The sequence below is a fragment of the Acinetobacter sp. CIP 101934 genome (assembly GCF_000369585.1).
GTDB classification, from domain to species: Bacteria; Pseudomonadota; Gammaproteobacteria; order Pseudomonadales; family Moraxellaceae; genus Acinetobacter; species Acinetobacter schindleri.
The window spans coordinates 2833135-2849453 of the sequence record NZ_KB850094.1 but is presented as its reverse complement, the minus strand read 5'-3'; the positions used below and the strand labels follow the sequence as shown (position 1 = coordinate 2849453).

The window sequence follows — 16319 nt, the reverse complement described above, 5'->3', positions numbered from 1 at the left end:
CTCATCTTTCATCATGTGCTTAGATAGAAGGTTTAGCGTTGTAAAGTGAGAAGCACACCAATAAAAATCACCACGCCACCCAGAAGACGTTGCCAGTTGAGTTGTATTTTTTCACTGTCGAACCAGCCAAAATGATCAATGATCATGGAAGAGACCAGCTGTCCAAAAATCACCAATGCAGACAAAGTCAGTAGCCCAAGCTTAGGCGCACTATAGATGCTCATGCTAATTGCATAGACACCGATGACACCGCCCAGCCATAAATACCAGGGCAATTGCGTAAATGTACTGAGGCTCGGTTTATCCACCTGTTGAAAAAATACCAACACAGCAAGCAATATTGTACCAATCAGAAAGGAGAAAAGGGCAGCTTGTAAGGGAGAATATAAATATTCCCGTAGCTGGGTATTGATACCGGTCTGAAAACTTAAGCCAATACCAATTGCCATTGCCAAAGGGATAAACAGCAGGATCTCGGAAGATATTTTCATTCTCAGGGTCTTGTTTTTGTTAAGTTAAACTGAGTCTACTGTAAAGCGGATGAGAATTCATAAGCAGGGTACTTTTGTCATGCTAAAATACAACAAAATTCATCTGATGTTCTGAGCACTGTCCTTGACTGATTTAAATCCTGCCGCTATTCCCTTGTCCCTGTATATTCATATGCCATGGTGTGTGCGTAAATGCCCATATTGTGATTTTAATTCGCATGCGGTACCAGATGGAAAACTGTCTCTGGATCTCGAGCAGGAATATTTGCATGCTTTGGTCGAGGACTTTAAGACCCAGGTTGACTTTGCTCAGGGACGTCAGATTCATAGTGTATTTATTGGTGGGGGTACACCATCCCTGATTTCTGCTCAAGGTTATCAGTGGTTATTTAGCCAATTAAAAGCACTGCTTCCTTTTGAAAAGGGCTGTGAAATCACCTTGGAAGCTAATCCAGGCACAGTAGAGCATGATCCATTTGCCGGTTATCTGGCAGCGGGTATTAACCGTCTTTCGATCGGTGTACAAAGCTTTAATACTGAGCATTTGAAAAAGCTGGGGCGTATTCATAGCAATGAAGATGCGATCTCGGCAATTGCGCATGCGAAAGAGGCGGGTTTTAAGCGTATCAATGTTGACCTGATGCATGGGTTACCAGAACAGACTTTAGAACAGGCTTTAAATGACTTGAAATTAGCTGTAGAAAATGGAGCGACTCATATTTCATGGTATCAGCTCACTATTGAACCAAATACGGTATTTTTCCGTACGCAGCCTATTTTACCTGTGGATGAGGTCTTGGAAGATATTCAGGAACAGGGTGAGGCTTATTTAAAGGCTCAGGGCTTTATTAATTATGAAGTCTCGGCTTGGCGTAAAGAGTTACCGTCAGTACATAACCTGAATTACTGGCAGTTTGGTGATTATTTATCAATTGGGGCAGGGGCACATGGGAAAGTCACCCAAGCTGATGGGGTCTATCGTTTCCAGAAAACCCGTTTGCCGAAAGATTATTTAGCGAAGGTGCCAGCAGAACATATGCAGTTTAAACGGATTGAAGCTGAAGATATGCCGTTTGAATTTATGATGAATGCCTTGCGTTTAAATAACGGTGTAGCAGCGAAGTTGTATGCAGAGCGTACTGGGCTCAGTCTGGAGGGTCTGAATGAATTATTGACTTCACTGCGTCAACGTAAACTCATGGTTGAAGATCCAGAACGTCTGGCTTGTACCGAGCAGGGGCATATATTTTTAAATTCAGTATTGGAAGAGTTTTTATAAGCCTGTGGATTTCTATTCAATAAAGTTTAATTCCATCTGCCTCTATTAATTTCTCAATAATTTTGTGATTATTCAAATATTAAGTCATTTGAATAACATAACAATATTGTGAGGGACGGGTGAGTTCTTTATTAGAGTTCTACAAAGTAGAATTAGACGATGCACGCTTTTTTATTTTGGATAGTAAGAGTGATCATCTGGTGTATGGTGACTTGGATTTTGAGGAATATCATTGGGACAAAGCAAAATTTAATAAAGTTCGTCCAGGTGATTTCTTTCTCTACCGTCGACCACAAAAAGCTTCAGAAATAAAAAACCAATTCTATATTTACGGTGCTGGCCGCATTGGTCAGATGATTGAAGTTCCGAATGCATCTAGGCCCGATAAAGTTCGTCAAAAGCCAGTCTATGCCACTATTGAACAAGGCATTGCCTTTGAAAATCCTATCCTGCAATCCGATTTGGAAAATTTTCAGTGGAGCTTTAAGACCCGTGGCCCAACTTGGGAATATTTTTTCCAGCAATATGGTATGAATGAAATCCATGTTGATGATTTTTGGCGATTGCTGAATATTGGGGTGCAAGGTAATACTTATGAATTCAATGCATCCCAAACTCGTGTAGAGCAAGAAGTTGCTGATTATTTTGTTGAAGATAAGCGTGCCCATGTCAAAATCCGAGGCGTTGAACAAAGAGAATTTGCTTTAAAAGTAAAGCTCAATTATCAATATCAATGTGCAATTTCAGGGATCAAAACCAAAGATTTTCTAGTAGCTTCACATATCATTCCTTGGTCAGAAAATTATGCGCAACGAACTAACCCACGGAATGGAATTTGTCTATCTTCTCTGTTAGATAAAGCTTTTGATACTGGTTTTATGACTATTGATGAAAAGTTTGAAGTTTGTATTGCGAATAAAGCACTACACGACCAGTCTTTATATATTTATTTAAAACAGTATGAGGGGCAGAGATTACAGGTGCCAAAGAGCTATCAGCCCGATCAAAACTTTTTAGCTTGGCATCGGCAGCATGTATTTTTAGATAATCACAGTGCCGATATCAGTTTCAAGTTAAAGTAAGCAATAGATTAACCTTTGATATCATTTTGATTTTTTAAAAATAAAAAAGCCCGATGGATTACCTAGGGCTTTTCTTCTATTTCAACTTTGCCTTCAAGTTATTCGTTATTAACGAGGCCTAGGCGATATTTTGTAATATGAGCTGTTGCGATGATTATGACTTAGTGTAATTTTTTACATGATTTTATGCAGATGAAGAAATTAGACAGAGTATTTTGAATTGAAAGACTAGGGACTAGAGAAAAGCAAGACCTTAATTAATGTATCTAAGATAAGTGTGTATTTATTTATGGCACAAAAAAAGCACTCTAATGAGTGCTCTTTTTCATCTTAGCAACGATTAGATTGCAGTGATGTTAGTCGCTGTAGGGCCTTTTTGACCTTGAGCAACGCTGAAAGAAACCTTTTGGCCTTCAGCTAAAGTTTTGAAACCTGAACCTTGGATTTCGCTGAAGTGAGCGAAAACGTCTGGACCGTTGTCTTGTTGAATGAAGCCAAAACCTTTAGTTTCGTTGAACCACTTTACTGTACCAGTAACTGTATTAGACATAATATAACCTATTGAGTTTTATTGATTTATAGTCAATCTATGGGATGACTAAGATGTAACTTGGAAAAATAGACTGGATGGAGCTTTTGATCTATAAAAACGGAGGTTTATGACTAAAACTGCGATACTTAAAGAAGACTAACCAAAACAAGAATTTTTCTAGTTGCAACTATCATACCCTGAATTCAGAGATATTCAAGCTGTATATCACTATTATTTTTTATGCAGTTGATATCACTCAAAATAAAATTGTAGAAAAATTATACAGCATTAAAAAATCAAGGACTTAATATGCTTTAACAAAAAGAGCGCCGTGGCGCTCTTTTTGTTATTTGACTTTCAAAGTCAGTGAAAACTTAGTAATCGAAACTGAAGTGCTCAGATGCCAGTGAAATCATCGTTTTAGATGGGTTGACCATGGCTTCAGCATGACCTTGAGTACGCGGCAACATGCGCTCAAAGTAGAAATCAGCTGTCTTGATTTTTGCCTTATAGAACTCAGGAACTTCAGTACCGTTGCCCTCAGCCAGTTTTGCGGAAGCTACCGCAGCCTGTTGTGCCCAGAAGTACGCCATCATCACATAGCCTGAGAACATCAGGAAATCTACAGATGCAGAAGAAACGATATCACGGTCCTTACGTGCAGCCAGCATGATACGAACCGTTAATGCATTCCATTGTGCGCAAAGTTTGGTTAAGTCCCAAGCAAAACGACGCATGTATTTGTTACGTGCATGTTGACCACAGAATTTCAGGATTTCTGCCGTGTAATCACGAATCACTTTGCCTTTAGAAGTTAACAGTACTTTACGGCCAATCAGATCTAGTGCCTGTACACCTGTTGTACCTTCATAAAGAGTAGAGATACGCGAGTCACGTACGATTTGTTCCATGCCCCATTCTTTGATATAGCCATGACCACCAAAGACTTGCATACCGTGATTGGCTGCTTCATAGCCCAGTTCAGTCAGGAAACCTTTCAGAATAGGGGTATAGAAACCTAAGTGATCATCATGCGCCTCGAAAGCTGCTGTATCGCCACGAACCAGAGCATCATTCATTTTGTCTGCAATTTGTGCTGCATGATAAATCATTGCACGACCGCCTTCAGCAATTGCTTTTTGCGTCAATAGCATACGGCGAACATCAGCATGGTGAATGATGGCATCAGCTACTTTTTCTGGATCTTTCTTGCCAGAAAGGGCACGCATCGACATACGCTCTTTGGCATAAGGCAGGGCACCTTGGAAAGACAGTTCTGCATGACAGATACCCTGAACTGCAGTACCGATACGTGCCGTATTCATAAAGGTAAACATTGCATGCAGACCTTTATTCTTTTCACCAATCAGGTAACCAACCGCATTGTCAAAGTTCAGTACAGCTGTTGCAGATGCACGGATTCCCATTTTGTGTTCAATCGAACCACAAGTAACCGGATTGCGTTCACCAATGCCGCCATCAGCTGCCGGAATGAATTTCGGTACGATGAACAGGGAAATACCTTTAGTGCCTGCAGGTGCATCTGGCAGGCGTGCAAGTACGATATGAATGATATTTTCAGTCAGATCATGTTCACCCGCCGAGATGAAGATCTTGGTACCTGAAATAGCATACGTGCCATCTGCATTTGGCTCAGCTTTGGTTTTTATCTGGCCCAGGTCGGTACCACATTGCGGCTCAGTCAAACACATGGTACCAGACCATGTACCTGCTACCAGGTGAGGCAGGTAAAGATTTTTTTGCTCATCTGAACCAAATTGAATAATGGTATTGATACAGCCGATACTTAAACCTGGATACATCTGGAAGGACCAGTTTGCAGTGCCCATCATTTCAGACTTAACCAGATTCAAAGATTGTGGAAGGTTTTGACCGCCAAATTCTTCAGGATAAGAAAGACCTTGCCAGCCGCCTTGTACGAACTGTTCGTATGCTTCCTTGAAGCCTTTAGGCGTAGTGACTTCACCATTTTCAAAATGACAGCCTTCCAGATCACCACTTTGATTCAATGGAGACAGTACATTTTCACAGAAATCTGCTGCACCTTCCAGAATCATGTCCACGGTATCAGCATCGGCATATTCACCATTTGATAATGTCTGGTAATGTGCAGGGTAATCAAGCACTTCATTCATAAGGAAGCGAATGTCACGTAACGGGGCTTTATATGCTGGCATGCGTTTTAATCCTGATTAATAGTTTTGGATTATCTGTATCGATTCTTTGATTATTCACATTGCGGCTAAAAATACATTGATAAGGCAAGCAAATAAAAATGTCAGAAAGGCGAATCGAGGAGATAGGAAAATTAGGGTGATTCAGGTTAAAGATATGGGCTAATAATAAATAGCTGAAAAATAAAAAAGACTTATATGAAACGACTTTAATAGATAATTATTCTGTTTGTCTAGGTGATTTTTTGGGTGAATTGTACACAAATGTTATTGTTCGAAAATAAACAGAAGTGCTGTCATTAAATCCACTTATTGCTCTGTATATTGCCTTCTGTCGGAAAATCAAAAGAGCCTCCGTAGAGACTCTTGAATCATATTAAAAGCTTAAACGGGCTTAAAGGAAATCTTTGAGCTGTGGCTTGACCCCATTCCAGATCGCGAAAGATTCAATCGCTTGACCGACCAGCATGCCAAAACCTTCAGCACTAGGAACACCACGCGCACGGGCTTGATCTAGAAAAGTAGATGGTTTGCCATAGGCCATTTCATATGCGTGTTTAAACTGCAGTGCTTCCGGCAGGATTAAGGCATCACCACTCAAGCTGGCAGAAGTTGCATTGATAATAAGATCGAACTCACCCGCCAGATCAGTCAAGGCAATCGCTTGCAGTTCAGCTTGTGGTACTGCATCTTTTAGATCCGCAATCAGCTGTTCGGCACGGGCGAGGGTACGATTGGCAATCACAATTTTCTTCACACCTGCCTGTACCAGTGGATAGATCACCCCACGAGTCGCACCACCAGCGCCAATAATCAGAATATCGGTATTTTCCAGGTTCCAGTCTAAAGCACGAATAGCTTCAACCAGACCTTGACCATCGGTATTATCACCATGCAGGACGCCATTTTCCATCCATAGTGTATTTACTGCACCGGCAATACGAGCGCGTTCAGTCAGCACCTGACACTGAGCATAAGCTTGTTCTTTAAACGGGACCGTGACATTCATACCGATACCGCCTTGGGCAAAGAAGTCCTGAATATTGGCTTCAAAGCCATCCAGTGGGGCCAGACGTTTACTATAGGTGAGATCAATACCGGTTTTAGCGGCAAATGCATGATGCAATTCTGGAGAACGTGATTGTTCAATCGGGTTGCCAACAACAGCAAATTGTTTGCTCATTTCACAGTGTCCATGTGCTGAAATGCTCAACAATATACGTGAAAACAGTTAGGGACTAAAGTATTGAAAGGTCTAATTCTAGGGGCTTATTTTAGGAATTACAGGTTTTAATAATGCGTTCAGTCAGAAGCAGGGCACCACTTAAGATAATACCGATAATCATAATAATGCTGACACTGATTGCCATACTGTCCAAGATAAGATCCTTGGTTAAGAATGTTGTGATAATTGCACTGACTGTAACGGCCAGAAATACCCACATCATCAGCACATGACTTTTGAAATGTCGTAGCTGCATATATTTTTACCCAATATTTTTTAAGATTTTACTATACAGCAGAGCTTGTGACGAAGTGAGGACATTTCTGCTTATTTATATAAAGAAAAGTTTCTAAATGTTTATAGGAAAATTTTTCGTTCAAATTAATAGTCTTGAAGAATCAGTTTTGTAAATTTGGGAACGAATTAATTGCATGGATTTTTCAGGAGAAAAAATTAGAGGTATTGTAAGCAAAAAATAATTGGAACAGTTTTACAAAAAATGCCCTCAAACTGAGAGCATTTTGGTTAAGCGTACACTTACTTCTTTAACTCTTGCAGCCATTCTCGTGGCTTTAGATAATAATCGGTGAGTTGTTTCTCTGGTGAACCTTCGGCCCATTCCGGACGATAAGACCAGCCAGTGAGTGGGGGCAGACTCACTAGAATGGACTCGATCCGGCCACCGGTCTGTAAGCCAAACAAAGTGCCACGGTCATAGACCAGATTATATTCAACATAACGACCACGACGATACAGTTGAAACTCACGCTGTGCTTCGCTATAAGGTTTGTTCTGATTGCGCTGGAAAATCGGAATGATGGCATCTAAGTAACCATTGCCTACCGCCTGCATGTATTTAAAACAGGTTTCAAAATCCCATTGGTTCAGGTCATCAAAGAACAGGCCACCGACACCACGCTGTTCATCACGGTGCTTTAAGTAGAAATAATCATCACACCATTTTTTATGCTGTGCATAAACTTCTTCGCCAAATGGCGCACACAGGTCATGCGCCGTCTGATGCCATGAAAGCACATCTTCATCATTCGGATAGAACGGTGTCAGGTCAAAACCACCGCCAAACCACCAGATCGGATCTTGACCTTCTTTTTCAGCAACAAATAGGCGCACATTGGCATGTGAGGTCGGCACATTGGGATTTTTGGGATGGATCACCAGTGAGACGCCCATCGCTTGTGCCTTAGCCCCGGCAATTTGTGGATGACGTTCAGTGGCTGAAGCCGGTAGTTTAGAAATATTGATGTGCGAGAACATCACCCCGCCTTTTTCAATCACTGTCCCATTTTGCAGCACACGTGAACGGCCACCACCACCTTCAGGCCGCTCCCAGTCATCAATGATAAACTCAGCTGAGCCACTACCAGCACGTTCTTGTTGTTCGAGAGCCGCACAGATGCGCGTCTGTAAGTCGAGGAGGAATTCGCGTACGCGTTGAATATCCGCAGAAGTTGGATGCTGCATCAAAGCCCTCATGGGGAGAAAGAAAGACTTTCTACATCAAAGCATAAAATGGCATAAAAATTAAGATGTATTTGCCGATACTGATGATCTAAAAAGACTTTGTGTTCACAGTAAATTAAAGCAAGGTAGCGTATTAAATCCGACCGAGATGCTAGGTTGAATTCTTTTTCCGAGCCCCACACAATAGCTTTAGATGGCCCATGCTTGGGTGAATTTTCGATGGTCATAGGTGGATATTATGTCGGTTCAGGCTACTTCCCTCATTCAAAAATACAATGTCCCAGGTCCACGCTATACCAGTTATCCAACTGTACCGTATTGGGAAGAACAGTACTTTTCTCTGAAACAGTGGAAACAGACTTTAAAGCGCTCTTTTGCTGAATCGAATCAGAAAGAAGGCATCAGTCTATATATCCATCTGCCATTTTGTGAAAGCCTGTGCACTTTCTGTGGATGCCATAAACGTGTCACCAAACGGCATGAAGTTGAGCAACCCTATATTCAGGCGGTGCTGAAGGAATGGGACCTGTACTGTGAATTATTGGAAGAAAAGCCAATGATCAAGGAAATCCATCTTGGTGGTGGTACACCGACTTTTTTCTCGGTTGAGCACTTAACTCAACTGATTAAAGGTATCTTGGCTAAGGCTGAAATTGCACCTGAGCATGAATTCAGTTTTGAAGGTCATCCGAATAATACCACTTATGAACATTTGCAAGGCTTGTATGACTTAGGTTTCCGCCGGGTCAGCTATGGCGTGCAGGATTATAATGAAACTGTGCAGAAAGCCATTCACCGCATCCAGCCTTATGAAAATGTCAAACAGGTCACCGAATGGGCGCGTGAAATAGGTTATACCTCGATTTCGCATGATCTGGTCTTTGGCTTACCATTCCAGAGCCTGGAGGATGTACTGACTACCATTGGTCAAACCAATACCTTAATGCCGGACCGTTTAGCCTTATATAGCTATGCGCATGTGCCATGGATCAAGGGCAATGGCCAGCGCGGTTTTAAAGATGCCGATGTGCCTAAAGATGAAATCAAGCGCCAGTGCTATGAAGAAGGCAAGAAGAAACTATTGGCACATAGCTACCATGAAATTGGCATGGATCATTTTGCGCTAGAAAGTGACAGCATGTATCAGGCTTTTAAGGAGGGTTCTTTACACCGTAACTTTATGGGTTATACGGCTTCCAAAACGCAAGTGATGATTGGACTGGGGATTTCATCAATCAGTGATAGCTGGTACAGCTTTGCCCAGAATGTAAAAACCATTGAAGAATATTATGAATGTCTGGAACAGAATGAGATTCCAGTCGTTAAAGGGCATGTATTAAGTCAGGAAGATTTAATCATCCGTAAGCATATCCTGAATCTGATGTGCAGTTTCACCACTTCTTGGGCAGATGAGCACATGCAATTTGCTGAAATTGACGAAGTACTAGAACAGCTCAAAGAAATGTCGCAGGATCAGTTGATTAAAATTGTAGACTCATCAGTCACAATTTTGGAGAAAGGGAAACCTTTTGTACGTAATATCTGTATGGCTTTTGACCTGAGATTAAAAAGTAAAATGCCGGAGAACCGGATTTTTTCGATGACGATTTAGAAATCCCTTCAATCCTCCCTTTCTTACACTTCAACTTAAAGCAGTGCTTAAGTCTTGCTTAGGGAGGCTTTTCCCCCTCATTAAGAAAGGGGAGGAACTCCCTCCTTTAGCAAAGGAGGGTTGGGGTGGATTTGTATGAAAGCTAAAAATCATCCTTCCGATACAGATGCGCCATACGCTCATGCTTGGTCTTAAGGTACTGTTCATTAAATGGATTTAGACCAACCGTCAGCGGTACACGATCTACCACATTAATGCCCAAATCTTTAAGTGCATTGATTTTTGAAGGGTTATTGGTAATCAAACGTACAGCTTTTACCCCTAAATGATCCAGCATGATGCTACACATATCGTATTGGCGTGCATCGGCTGGCAGGTTCAGCATCAGGTTGGCATCTACGGTGTCATGACCTTGATCCTGCAAAGCATAGGCCCGGATTTTATTGGTCAAACCAATCCCACGGCCTTCCTGACGCAAGTACAAAATCACACCACGACCGACTTCATTAATCAGCTTTTGTGTCGCCTGAAGTTGTGGTCCACAATCACATTTCAGTGAGGCAAAAGCATCACCCGTCAAACACTCAGAATGTACACGTACCAGCACGGGTTCATCACTCGATTCTTCCAGTCCTTTAGATAACGCGACATGTTCTTCGCCAGTCTTAGGGTCTTGAAAAACAGTAATTTTAAATTCACCATGAGCGGTAGGTAATCTTGATGTTGCGACAAACTCGATAGGCACAGCTGAACCCGTTAAATCCTGAAATTGCTCAAAGTATAGCGTAATGATTGGACATTAGTAGGGTTGCATAGATGATTTTCTGGAGAACATTTTCTTTTTTGTATAAAGCGAACGATAATAGTTGATAAACAGTAAGATTATTCAGGATAATCGTATTCTGCAAATTTTACCCTGATCAAGCTCATTGTTTAATATTGCGCCGTTAACAGCTTTAGTCAATTGAAGCTGCTACAATTCGACTATATGATCGGGACTCCCCATAGACAGACCTAGCTTAGGATTTGCCAGGCTTTTGAAGGCTTTGCCATTTATGCTGTATACAGAAATACCAACTCAACGCCCTGTAACACCGTTGCTTGATGCGATCGATCATCCAGAGCAATTGCGTTCACTTGAGCAAAATCAGCTTGAGCAGGTGGCCGATGAGTTACGTCAGTACATTTTGTATGCTGCAGGACAAAGTGGTGGGCATTTTGGTGCCAATCTGGGGGTGATTGAGCTGACTGTGGCTTTGCACTATTGCTTCAATACCCCAGACGACCGCCTGATCTGGGATGTAGGTCATCAGGCATATCCGCATAAAGCCTTAACCGGTCGTCGTGAGCAATTAACTACGATTCGTGCCAAAGATGGCTTGGCCGCATTCCCTGCGCGTGATGAATCTGAATTTGATACTTTCGGGGTAGGGCATTCTTCCACTGCGATTTCAGCAGGCTTGGGCATGGCCTTGGCGCGTCGCTATCAAAAGAATCCATGTGAAGTGGTGTCCATTATTGGTGATGGTGCAATGACGGCAGGTATGGCCTTCGAAGCCATGAATGACGCCGTCGCACACAATGCAGATCTGATGGTGGTGCTGAATGATAATGACATGTCGATTTCCTGCAGCACTGGCGGTTTTGCCAAGCATCTCGCTGCACTGTGGGAACGTGGTGAGTCGGTGAATATTACTGAAGAGGGTGAGGCCTTCGTTCAGCCGCATCCAGAATGGGTGTATAACTCACGTCTGCATTGTGCAGCGACTGATGCTGCCGATAACCTGTTTAAGGCGATCGGTTTTGATTATTTTGGTCCTTATGATGGCCATGATCTGAGTCAATTGGTTCATGTGTTTAATGCACTGAAAAAGCGTAAAGGTCCACGTCTGATTCATGTCTATACTAAAAAAGGCAAAGGCTTCGCTCCGGCAGAAGCAGAACAAATTAAATATCACGCGATTAGTCGTTTAAATGCAGGATCTACTGTGAATTCAGCACCAAAATATTCTGATGTCTTTGGTCAGTGGCTGTGCGATGAAGCGGCGAAAGATGACCGCTTGCTGGCCATTACCCCAGCCATGTGTGAAGGTTCAGGCATGGTGGAATTTGCTAAGCAATATCCTGAGCGTTTCTTTGATGTCGCGATTGCAGAACAGCATGCGGTAACGCTAGCAGCGGGTATGGCTTGCGAAGGTTTGAAGCCGGTTGTAGCGATCTATTCAACGTTTTTGCAACGTGGTTATGACCAGTTAGTACATGATGTGGCGCTACAAAATCTGGATGTGACGTTTGCTATCGATCGTGCTGGTCTGGTTGGTGAAGATGGTCCGACCCATGCCGGAGCATATGACTATGCTTATATGCGTACCATTCCGAATCTGGTGATCATGGCGCCAAAAGACGAAAATGAATGTCGCCAGATGCTACATACTGCGTATCTCTATAAAGGTCCGGCAGCAGTACGTTATCCGCGTGGGAGTGGTCTGGGTGTCGAGATTCAGCAAGACATCGTTGAATTACCAATGGGTCAGGCTGAAATCGTAGCGAGCTTTAATAGTCAGCATGATGACTATATCTCTGTACTGGCATTTGGTAGCCGAGTGCAGGCCGCTATCGATGCAGCCCAAGCCTTTGCTGCAAAACATGATGTGGCAGTACGTGTGGTGAATATGCGTTTCATCAAACCACTGGATACCCAAATGCTGGATGATATCTCGCAAAGTACCACTCTGTTCGTGACAGTCGAAGAGCATGCAGTGATGGCAGGTGCGGGCAGTGCAGTCAATGAATATCTGGCTGAAGCTCAGATCGTAAAACCAATTTTAAATCTTGGTCTTGCTGATACCTTTATGGCGCAAGCGACCCATGCACAGATGCTGCAACAGGCAGGACTTGATGCTCAAGGCATTGAAAAGTCAATGAATCAAGCTTGGTCTTCACTTACCCAGCCAGTCTGAAACAACGTCTTCAAAATTTTAGACACATTTTTTTCCCAAAAAGCCCTTAGATTTGCTAAAATGTAGGGGCTTTTATGCATTATTCTTTATCAATATCTTCAAATTTGTAGTGGGTGTTCAATGGAACCTATGGTGGTGATGGCTGCGCGTGCGGCTCAATTAGTTGGTCAAGAGCTTTTAAAAGCGCATCAAAATCGTCATAAACTCGATCTACAAGTCGAAGAAAAAGGCATTGATGGTCCTGTAACGCGTGTTGACCGTTACTTGGAACAACTGACTATCGATACGCTGCGTAAAAGTTATAAAAACCACAGCTTCCTTGGTGAAGAGTTTGGTTTGCAAGAAGGTAAAGGTCACGACGCTGAATGGTGTTGGGTGATTGATCCTCTTGACGGTACACTGAACTTCATCAACGGTTTCCCGCATTTCTGTATCTCTATTGCTGTTCAGCACAAAGGCGTAACCCAACACGGTGTGATCTATGACCCTGTGAAAGACGAGCTATTCTCTGCAAGTCGTGGTCGTGGTGCGATGCTGAACCAGCGTCGTATCCGTGTAAATGTGAAAGACAACTTGCAGAATTCTTTCCTGGCAGTCGGTCATGCTTACCGCGCTCAACGTGGCGGTGAAGTGGTGTCTTATGCGAAAAACCATTTCGAATCACTATTAAACGTTACTGAAGCAGGTGCTCAATACCGCCGTGCAGGTTCTGCTGCGCTAGATCTGGCTTATGTTGCGGCAGGTCGTTTAGATGGTTACTTTGAACTTGGTTTGAAACCTTGGGATATCGCTGCTGGTGAACTGATTGTGAAAGAAGCGGGCGGTACAGTGGTTGATGCACGTGGTGGCAGCGAATCTATGGAAAAAGGTCAGGTCATTGCCTGCTCTATGAAAATGCTGAAACCTTTAATGCAGGCAGTTGTTCCTGCATGGGGCGAGGCAGCTAAATAATCGGGTTTAGACATTTTGGTTTAAAACATATAAGAGGCATCCTAAGGGATGCCTTTTTTATGACTGGATAATATTTTTTTCTGCTAAATATAGTTAAAATATCAACTAATTTTAGATTAATACAAAATAACAATAAAACTTAATGACATTATTTTAAATCCTGCTATAATCCGCGCACGCACTTAATTTCTGTTCGTTACCTGAACATTTCTCTTCTTATCATTGTGTATGCGCGTGCGGTCCAAAGAGAGGACGATATCTCGCGCCCCAATCGCTAAAGCGATTCCTTCAGGTTATGCCGTAATCATGCGTGCGTTATATCACATCGTCGTTACTCGGATCGCCGCTGAATGATCTCTTATTTTCAGCGTATATTGCTGTACCGCTTTTTGTCGATGTTCATTTGACTTTATTTTTAATGGAGCACCCAATTTCCGGGTGAAAGACTCTATGAGCAAAACTTTTGCTGATTTTCCTCTACACGAATCCTTACAACAAGCTTTACAAGCATTAGGCTTTAATGCGCCTACACCTGTACAGGAACTATCTATTCCTGCGGCGCTTGAAGGTAAAGACCTTCTAGTGTCAAGCCAGACTGGTTCTGGTAAAACTGCAGCCTTCCTTCTCCCTACATTGAATGGCCTTGCAACTGAAGATACTTTCGTTCCGTTCAAAGAACGTATGAAAGCGGTAACTCAACCGAATATCCTGGTAATTTCACCAACACGTGAACTTGCACAACAGGTTTGTCAGGATGCGATTGCATTTGTACGTCACATGAAAGGTGTTCGTATTGCTGCAATCATGGGTGGTATGCCATTTGGTAAACAAATCCAACAATTAAAAGGTGCACAAGTTGTAGTTGCGACACCAGGTCGTTTACTTGATCTTGTTAACCGTCGCCAGATTAAACTGGACAAAGTTGATGCGTTAATCGTCGACGAAGCTGACCGTATGTTAGACCTCGGTTTCTCTGAAGACCTAGAGGCAATCGGTGACTTGGCTGCGAACCGTAAACAGACTTTGATGTTCTCTGCAACATTTGCACCGCGTATCATCACGCTTGCTGAACGCATGATGAATGAGCCAGAGCGTATTGCGATCGAAACTGGTCACTCTACGAATACTGACATCACTCAGACTTTGCACTGGACTGATGGCTTTGAGCACAAGAAAAAATTACTGACTCACTGGTTAAACGAAGAAGACGTTGATCAGGCAGTTGTATTCGCTTCTACGCAAGAAGATACCGATATGCTGGCTGAAGAACTTGCTGAAGCAGGTCTATCAGTAGTAGCACTTCACGGTGCAATGCCACAGACAGTTCGTAACCGTCGTCTACGCAGCATCCGTGAAGGTCGTGCAAAAATCTTGGTTGCAACTGACGTTGCAGCACGTGGTCTAGACGTACCAACAATCTCTCACGTCATCAACTTCGGTCTTCCAATGAAGAACGAGGACTATGTACACCGTATTGGTCGTACAGGTCGTGCGGGCCGTACTGGTAAAGCGATTACTTTAGCGACTTACCGTGAACGCGGTAAAATCCGTGCGCTCGAAGACTACCTGGATGCTCGTTTAGAAGTATCTGAAATCGAAGGTCTTGAGCCATCTCCACCTCCTGCACGCGGTAGCCGTGATGGCGCTGGCCGTGGTCGTGGTCGTGATGGCGGTCGTGGTGGCCGTGGTGGCTTCGGCGGTGGTCGTCGTTTCGAAGGTGAAGGTAACTTTAAACGTCGTGATGGTGGTGATGACCGTCCACGTCGTAGCTTTGATGACAAACCTCGTGGCGAACGTCCTGCGTTCGGTGGCGAAGATCGTCCACGTCGTGACTTCAACAGTGATCGTCCACGTCGTGAAGGCGGTTTTGGTGATCGTCCTAAACGTGACTTCGGTGATCGTCCAGCTCCACGTCGTGAAGGTGGTTTCGGTGACCGTCCGCAACGTTCTTTCGATGACCGTCCAAAACGTGATTTTGGCGACCGTCCTCGTTTCGAAGGTTCTGATGATAACCGTGGCAACCGCGTAGATTACAAACCACGTCGTGAAGGTTCTTTCGGTGACCGTCCTAAACGCGATTTCGGTGATCGTCCGGCGCCACGTCGTGAGGGTGGTTTTGGGGATCGTCCTAAACGTGATTTCGGTGATCGTCCGGCGCCACGTCGTGAAGGTGGTTTCGGTGACCGTCCAGCACGTTCATTTGGTGATGACCGTCCTAAACGTGATTTCGGTGGTGATCGTCCACGCCGTAACTTCGATGACAAACCACGTGGTGAGCGTTCGTTCGGTGAAGACCGTCCACGTCGCAAATTCAATGACTAATTGAATCTAGCCAGAAAAAACCAGCGGTAACGCTGGTTTTTTTATGGATGCATTTTTTTAAAGTTTTAGGTAAAGTGTGTGCTATTTCTGAATTTGAGTCAGTTATGATAACTAATCCTCAAAAAAAACACTTAGCTCGTTATATCCATGAGGTTGTTATGCCTTATATTGCGCTGATCCTGATCTTA

General features: G+C 43.2%; 13 protein-coding genes. 6 read left to right on the top strand and 7 right to left on the bottom strand.

Translation table 11 applies throughout. The annotated features are described in order from the left end of the window. Window positions 1–32 precede the first annotated feature (32 nt). Complete coding sequence (locus F899_RS13855; RefSeq protein ID WP_004809881.1) at window positions 33–491, bottom strand: DMT family transporter; 459 nt, start codon at window positions 489–491, stop codon at window positions 33–35. A 124-nt stretch (window positions 492–615) separates the two neighbouring features. Between F899_RS13855 and hemW the strand changes: the two genes are divergently transcribed. Continuing rightward, entirely contained in the window at window positions 616–1770 is a 1155-nt protein-coding gene (gene hemW, locus F899_RS13850; RefSeq protein ID WP_005223399.1) for a radical SAM family heme chaperone HemW, read from the top strand. Window positions 1771–1889: 119 nt separating this feature from the next. After that, window positions 1890–2852: an HNH endonuclease gene (locus tag F899_RS13845; RefSeq protein ID WP_005223398.1), complete on the top strand. Its 963-nt coding sequence runs from the start codon at window positions 1890–1892 to the stop codon at window positions 2850–2852. A gap of 340 nt (window positions 2853–3192) precedes the next feature. On the opposite strand, the gene F899_RS13840 is transcribed toward F899_RS13845, so the two are convergent. The 5 genes from F899_RS13840 to hemF form a co-directional block, all read right to left on the bottom strand. Beyond that, complete coding sequence (locus tag F899_RS13840) at window positions 3193–3402, bottom strand: cold-shock protein (RefSeq protein ID WP_004786992.1); 210 nt, start codon at window positions 3400–3402, stop codon at window positions 3193–3195. Window positions 3403–3758: 356 nt separating this feature from the next. Continuing rightward, window positions 3759–5582 carry an acyl-CoA dehydrogenase C-terminal domain-containing protein gene (locus F899_RS13835; RefSeq protein ID WP_005223395.1) on the bottom strand — a complete coding sequence of 608 codons (1824 nt, stop codon included), beginning with the start codon at window positions 5580–5582 and terminating at the stop codon, window positions 3759–3761. Between the two features lie 391 nt (window positions 5583–5973). Further along, window positions 5974–6762, bottom strand: coding sequence for a shikimate dehydrogenase (gene aroE / locus F899_RS13830; protein ID WP_005223393.1), 789 nt, complete (start codon window positions 6760–6762; stop codon window positions 5974–5976). 91 nt (window positions 6763–6853) lie between these two features. Further along, window positions 6854–7060, bottom strand: coding sequence for a hypothetical protein (locus F899_RS13825; protein WP_005223392.1), 207 nt, complete (start codon window positions 7058–7060; stop codon window positions 6854–6856). 281 nt (window positions 7061–7341) lie between these two features. Continuing rightward, window positions 7342–8286: an oxygen-dependent coproporphyrinogen oxidase gene (hemF, locus tag F899_RS13820; RefSeq protein ID WP_005223390.1), complete on the bottom strand. Its 945-nt coding sequence runs from the start codon at window positions 8284–8286 to the stop codon at window positions 7342–7344. A gap of 238 nt (window positions 8287–8524) precedes the next feature. Here hemF and hemN point away from each other — a divergent pair, with 238 nt between their 5' ends. Continuing rightward, window positions 8525–9898: an oxygen-independent coproporphyrinogen III oxidase gene (hemN, locus tag F899_RS13815; protein WP_005223388.1), complete on the top strand. Its 1374-nt coding sequence runs from the start codon at window positions 8525–8527 to the stop codon at window positions 9896–9898. 142 nt (window positions 9899–10040) lie between these two features. Here the strand turns inward: hemN and ribA are convergent, their stop codons facing one another. After that, window positions 10041–10643 carry a GTP cyclohydrolase II gene (ribA, locus tag F899_RS13810; RefSeq protein WP_005223386.1) on the bottom strand — a complete coding sequence of 201 codons (603 nt, stop codon included), beginning with the start codon at window positions 10641–10643 and terminating at the stop codon, window positions 10041–10043. Between the two features lie 310 nt (window positions 10644–10953). Here ribA and dxs point away from each other — a divergent pair, with 310 nt between their 5' ends. The 3 genes from dxs to F899_RS13795 all read left to right on the top strand — a co-directional run bounded on the left by dxs (window position 10954) and on the right by F899_RS13795 (window position 16131). Next, window positions 10954–12858, top strand: a complete 1905-nt coding sequence (gene dxs, locus F899_RS13805) for a 1-deoxy-D-xylulose-5-phosphate synthase (RefSeq protein ID WP_005223384.1) — start codon at window positions 10954–10956, stop codon at window positions 12856–12858. Between the two features lie 120 nt (window positions 12859–12978). Next, the gene (locus F899_RS13800) at window positions 12979–13809 is read left to right on the top strand and encodes an inositol monophosphatase family protein (protein WP_004809859.1); all 831 of its coding nucleotides are present in this window, start codon (window positions 12979–12981) and stop codon (window positions 13807–13809) included. A 450-nt stretch (window positions 13810–14259) separates the two neighbouring features. Next, window positions 14260–16131 carry a DEAD/DEAH box helicase gene (locus F899_RS13795; protein ID WP_005223373.1) on the top strand — a complete coding sequence of 624 codons (1872 nt, stop codon included), beginning with the start codon at window positions 14260–14262 and terminating at the stop codon, window positions 16129–16131. Window positions 16132–16319 lie beyond the last annotated feature (188 nt).

Excerpts from the sequence above, each read along its gene's own strand:
- F899_RS13825 (WP_005223392.1), bottom strand. The coding sequence starts at position 7,060 with ATGCAGCTACGACATTTCAAAAGTCATGTGCTGATGATGTGGGTATTT.
- F899_RS13840 (WP_004786992.1), bottom strand. The coding sequence starts at position 3,402 with ATGTCTAATACAGTTACTGGTACAGTAAAGTGGTTCAACGAAACTAAA.
- aroE (WP_005223393.1), bottom strand. The coding sequence starts at position 6,762 with ATGAGCAAACAATTTGCTGTTGTTGGCAACCCGATTGAACAATCACGT.
- hemF (WP_005223390.1), bottom strand. The coding sequence starts at position 8,286 with ATGCAGCATCCAACTTCTGCGGATATTCAACGCGTACGCGAATTCCTC.
- hemN (WP_005223388.1), top strand. The coding sequence starts at position 8,525 with ATGTCGGTTCAGGCTACTTCCCTCATTCAAAAATACAATGTCCCAGGT.
- F899_RS13855 (WP_004809881.1), bottom strand. The coding sequence starts at position 491 with ATGAAAATATCTTCCGAGATCCTGCTGTTTATCCCTTTGGCAATGGCA.
- dxs (WP_005223384.1), top strand. The coding sequence starts at position 10,954 with ATGCTGTATACAGAAATACCAACTCAACGCCCTGTAACACCGTTGCTT.
- F899_RS13835 (WP_005223395.1), bottom strand. The coding sequence starts at position 5,582 with ATGCCAGCATATAAAGCCCCGTTACGTGACATTCGCTTCCTTATGAAT.
- F899_RS13800 (WP_004809859.1), top strand. The coding sequence starts at position 12,979 with ATGGAACCTATGGTGGTGATGGCTGCGCGTGCGGCTCAATTAGTTGGT.
- F899_RS13795 (WP_005223373.1), top strand. The coding sequence starts at position 14,260 with ATGAGCAAAACTTTTGCTGATTTTCCTCTACACGAATCCTTACAACAA.